This window comes from Paenibacillus sp. N119s (genome assembly GCF_059447605.1).
The window spans coordinates 1-4,944 of sequence record NZ_JCAJRU010000307.1 but is presented as its reverse complement, the minus strand read 5'-3'; the positions used below and the strand labels follow the sequence as shown (position 1 = coordinate 4,944).

At 43.5% G+C, this 4,944-nt stretch carries 3 protein-coding genes; 2 read left to right on the top strand and 1 reads right to left on the bottom strand.

All coding sequences use genetic code 11. The annotated features are described in order from the left end of the window. On the top strand, positions 1 to 2,465 hold a 2,465-nt coding region (locus AC5V8P_RS23370; protein ID WP_495473912.1), incomplete at its 5' end, for a cellulose binding domain-containing protein. A 343-nt stretch (positions 2,466 to 2,808) separates the two neighbouring features. Here the strand turns inward: AC5V8P_RS23370 and AC5V8P_RS23365 are convergent. Further along, positions 2,809 to 3,726 (bottom strand): AEC family transporter, encoded by a 918-nt coding sequence (locus AC5V8P_RS23365; protein ID WP_064797078.1) that lies wholly within the window; start codon positions 3,724 to 3,726, stop codon positions 2,809 to 2,811. Positions 3,727 to 3,966: 240 nt separating this feature from the next. On the opposite strand from AC5V8P_RS23365, the gene AC5V8P_RS23360 reads away from it, so the two are divergent. Continuing rightward, the gene (locus AC5V8P_RS23360) at positions 3,967 to 4,878 is read left to right on the top strand and encodes a copper amine oxidase N-terminal domain-containing protein (RefSeq protein WP_064797079.1); all 912 of its coding nucleotides are present in this window, start codon (positions 3,967 to 3,969) and stop codon (positions 4,876 to 4,878) included. Positions 4,879 to 4,944 lie beyond the last annotated feature (66 nt).

Here is a 4,944-nt window from a genome sequence, read left to right as displayed (position 1 = left end):
GGACGTATGTACAGGACCCCTCCAATGAATATACCAGTGACATTGTTGGTTTAGCCTGGATTACCTTTGACAAAAAAACAGGCTCCTCCAGTAAAGCAACTCAAACCATCTATGTGGGTGTGGCGGATAAAAAGCAAAGCGTCTACCGCAGTACAGATGGCGGGACAACCTGGTCCGCTATAGCGGGACAGCCTACAGGCTATTTGCCACATCACGGCGTACTATCGTCAGATGACAATCTGTATATTTCATATAGTGATGGAGCTGGACCGTATGATGGAACCAAGGGTGAACTGTGGAAATTGAATACAGCTAGTGGACAATGGACTAACATTAGTCCCGTTGCCAGTAGCAGCGCGGACAATCATTTTGGGTATGGTGGACTGACGGTGGATGCCCAGAAGCCCGGTACTCTTTTGGTTGCAACCTTAAATGCCTGGTGGCCGGATGAAACGATTTACCGCAGTACAGATAGTGGGGCAACCTGGAGCCCTATTTGGGAATTTGATGGTTATCCGACTCGCAAGCTGAAGTACAATTTGGATATATCCGCTGCGCCTTGGCTGACTTTCAATACCAATCCTGCTCCGCCGGAAGTATCGCCCAAGCTGGGCTGGATGATTGGAGATCTGGAGATAGATCCATTTAATTCAGATCATATGCTGTATGGAACAGGAGCTACGATTTATGGCTCTAATAATCTAACTGATTGGGACAAGGGAGAGAAGCTAGATATTTCGGTAGCCGCTAAAGGAGTCGAGGAAACGGCGATTTTGGATCTGGTAAGCCCTCCTACTGGAGCTCCTCTGGTGAGTGCAGTAGGGGATGTCTCTGGATTCAGACATGATGATCTGTTCAAGGCTCCTGCTAAAATGCTGGATAATCCAACCTTTACAAGTAGTGAAAGCATTGATTATGCCGAGTTGAATCCTTCTTTTATGGCCCGGGTGGGTAAAGCGGACTATAAAAAAGATCCAAATGCCAAATCCATCGGATTATCCAATGATGGCGGAGCGAACTGGTACAAAGCGAATAGCGAGCCTTCAGGTACAGTAGGGGGAGGCAGTATCGCTGTAGCGGCAAATGGTAATGGATTGCTGTGGAGTACATCAGACAAAGGTGTGTTTTATTCCAAAACCGGGGGCAATTCATGGACAGCAAGCACGGGGATTCCAGCCAATGCAAAAATCGCCTCTGACCGAGTAAATCCTAACAAATATTACGCGTTTTCTGCTGGAAGAATATATGTAAGTGTTGATGGAGGTGTATCCTTCACCGCATCCACAACTACTGGGTTACCAAGTGCAGGGAACGCAGATATTGGTGCTGTACGAGGAGTGGAAGGAGATGTATGGTTTGCCGGAGGCTCCGAGGACGGAGGGCCATATGGTTTATGGCATTCCAAGGATTCAGGTGTTACATTCACCAAGCTTGAAAATGTGCAGGAGGCGGATTTTGTAGGCTTTGGCAAAGCAGCACCCAATCGTACAAATGCAGCAGTATTTATCGTTGGTAAAATGGACGGCACGCGTGGATTTTATCGTTCGGACGATGCTGGCGCAAACTGGGTGCGCATAAATGATGACAAGCATCAGTATGCTCGTGTGACTACAATTATTGGAGATCCTCGGGTTTACGGAAGGGCTTATCTGGGAACGAATGGGCGCGGCATTCTGGTGGCAGATCGTGTAGGGGGGGATCAGCCATCGACTGGGCAAGCAAGTATTACACCGACGGCTGCAACTTATGGAATGGATCACAGCAATAGCTATATTACTGTCAAACTTACACTTAACGGTAATACTCTAGATGCGATCAAGCAGGGGAGCATCACACTGAGCAAGGGTGAAGATTATACAGTCAATGAAGACACAGTCGTTCTCACCAACAAGTATTTATCTAAACTTCCTAAAGGAGAGACAACGCTCAACTTCCATTTTAGTACAGGCAATGATGCGTTGTTCACGATTACGGTGAAGGGGGATACGCCAAGTGAGCCGGGAACAGGTGAGGGCGTCCTGAAGGTGCAATCCTTTAATGGAAATGTATCAGCAACAAGTAATATGATCAGTTCCAAGTTTAAAATAACCAATACAGGAAGCTCGCCCGTTTCCCTAGCAGACGTAACATTGCGCTATTATTACACCATTAACGGGGAGAAATCACAGAACTTCTTTACGGATTGGTCAAGCATCGGTACAGAGAATGTGATTGCTAACTTCAGAACATTAACCAATGCGAAGCCAGGTGCAGATTCCTATGTAGAAATTGGTTTTAAGTCGGCAGCGAGTTCTTTAGAGCCTGGTCAAAGTGTCGAGCTACAAACGCGGATATCCAAAGCGGATTGGAGCAGTTATACTCAAACTGATGATTATTCCTTTAATCCTACAGCAAGCAGCTTACAAGATTCTACTAAAATAACCGCTTACCTGTCTGGGATCAAGCAATGGGGAATTGAGCCCTAGATCCATCCTCATAAAAATAATCTTAAGTCAGCCGCTCTAATGAGCGAGTTGGCTTTATTTTTTGAGATTTAGTTCTCCTCAGTTTTTTCTGAAAATAAAGCAAGTTTTAGTTGAAAACAGAAAGAGTAGGGGGTTAAAGTTTTAAAAAAATGATTATTTCACTATATGAAAAATTCATAATAATGAAAAACTCCTTCTCGCATACCATCTCCAGAACACAAACACACCACCTTAAACAGAAAAAAGATATCAGCAGAACGTACGTTCTAGTTTTATTTAAAAAGAAACGCTTATGTCCTTAAACACAAGCGCATAAATCTAATTCTTATATTGATCATAAACCTCAAGTAAGATGGCGGGATACTGAAATTAACAGTGTCATCGTAATGACATTCACAATCGTAGAAAGCAATACGGTCTGAGCCGCAAAATCGGGTTCATTTTTATACTCTTCTGCCAAAATACTTGTGTTAACGCCAGTAGGCATACCTGATGCAATGAGCAGTGCTTGAGCGGGAATTCCTTTCAGACCCAGGAAAAACACGAGCATAAAACCAACTATAGGACCCGCAATCAGGCGTAATACCATACTGATGTACACGGCTGTCCGACGCAAATGGAAAGGGTACTGCACAATTTGCGCTCCCAAAGTAAGCAGAGCCACTGCGACCATCGAATGGCTAATATAATTTAAAGGCTCAGCCAGTAAATTAGGCAATGGACTGTGTAGTAGATTTAGAAGCAAGCCTAGCACAAGCGCATAGGGTACAGGCATTTTCAAAAAATTAATTAAAATTCTGCGTGTATTGGCCTTGCCATTTTGTACAACAAAGGTACCGTATGTGAATGTAACAAAGCTTTGAAAGGTCATAATCAGAGCCTGGACGGATATGGCTAGAGGATCGCCTTTAAACACCAACTGATTAATTGGCAGACCATAATTCCCTGAATTATCCAACATTACACTGTTTGTAAAAGCCCCACGCATGCCGGGGCTGTATTTCAGAGATCTGGCAACGATAGTGCTGATTACGTACAAAATAGCTATGTAAAGAGCATAAAAAAGTGAAACCTCACCCATGAGAATTAAAGAAATTTCAGAGTGATAAAGACCAATAAACACAACTGCAGGGGTGATATAGTAAAAATTGATTTTAGCTAAGGTATACAAATCCAGCCGGAAAAAATATTGCATGATACAACCAAAACCAATTAGAACAAAAATAGGTAAAACAACGTCTAAAAGAATGGTGCCGAACATGTCTGTCTCCTCTTCTTTCTAGGATGCGAATGTAAAGATTAATCTATAAAATGCATGTGCATTTTCCATTATACTGTGGAAATAGATCCGAGCATAATAAAATTTATTGTAATGGATTAGCCAACAGCCTCTACTAATGCAACACTAGTTAAAAAGGACTTCATATTTAGCTTGTAGAAGCCGTTAATATATGTAGGTTACAAATCAACCTGGTCTTTAACTACAAGGAGGAATCGCATCATGAGAAACACATGGACAACTTTATTAGCTTGTATACTGGTCCTGGGACTGACAGCGGGAGTCGCTGAAGCCAAACAGGGGCATGGAAAGGATCATGAGAACAAACAGGAAGCAAAGATGTCTGACAAAGACCGGAATGAAGAGAGCAGTAAAAAAGAAAAACACGATGAAATCAAAAAGAATAGCCCTGTTGCAGTAACGGACGATACATATGTTGAGCCCAAAGATCATCATGATCGCAAGGGACACAACGGGTATAATGGTCTGCTTCATGCAGTAGAAAATACAAAAGATAAGCCGGCAGGAGCGGTTATTGCGAATCTGCTGCTTACCAAATATCCGGAACGTTTGACTCCGGAGCAGGTAACTGAACTTGAATTGATCCGCAATTCTGACAAAGCTTTAACCAAGGCTGCTGAGCTACTGGCTGAAAACGGAAATGTAACAGATGCCGTTTACATGCAGGAGGAGGCAGTATTGGCTGATGTGTCCAATCTGGAAAGCTATAAAAAGCTGGATGTATTCTCGAAGAAGGCTGGACGGTCATCAGGTATGAAGCTGTTTGTAAATGGTAAAAAGTACAATGCCGAACCGATTAACCGGAATGGTACCACGCTTATACCGTTCCGAACAGCTTCAGAGGCTTTGGATGCCAAGGTTTCCTGGGATCCAAAGGAAAAGGCAGTTACTGTTACACGTAACGGTGTGTCCGTCCAATTATTCGTAAATAGTGCCAAAGCATATATTAACGGCCAGCCGTATTCTATCGAGCAGCCAGCATCCATAGAGGACGGAACCACAATGGTACCTGTAAGGGTAATCGGAGAGGCGCTAGGAGCGAATGTTAAATGGGAGCCTGAGAGTCAGTCCGTTGTTGTTTATGAGCAGCCGACAACATCGGAAGCATTATAACGTACTGCCAACAAATGGTGTATAAAGAAAGGGTGCCTGACTAAATGTCAGGTCCTTTTTTGTTTT

Bases quoted from the DNA above. Each gene is read 5' to 3' on its own strand.
- AC5V8P_RS23365 (WP_064797078.1), bottom strand. From the start codon at position 3,726: ATGTTCGGCACCATTCTTTTAGACGTTGTTTTACCTATTTTTGTTCTA.
- AC5V8P_RS23360 (WP_064797079.1), top strand. From the start codon at position 3,967: ATGAGAAACACATGGACAACTTTATTAGCTTGTATACTGGTCCTGGGA.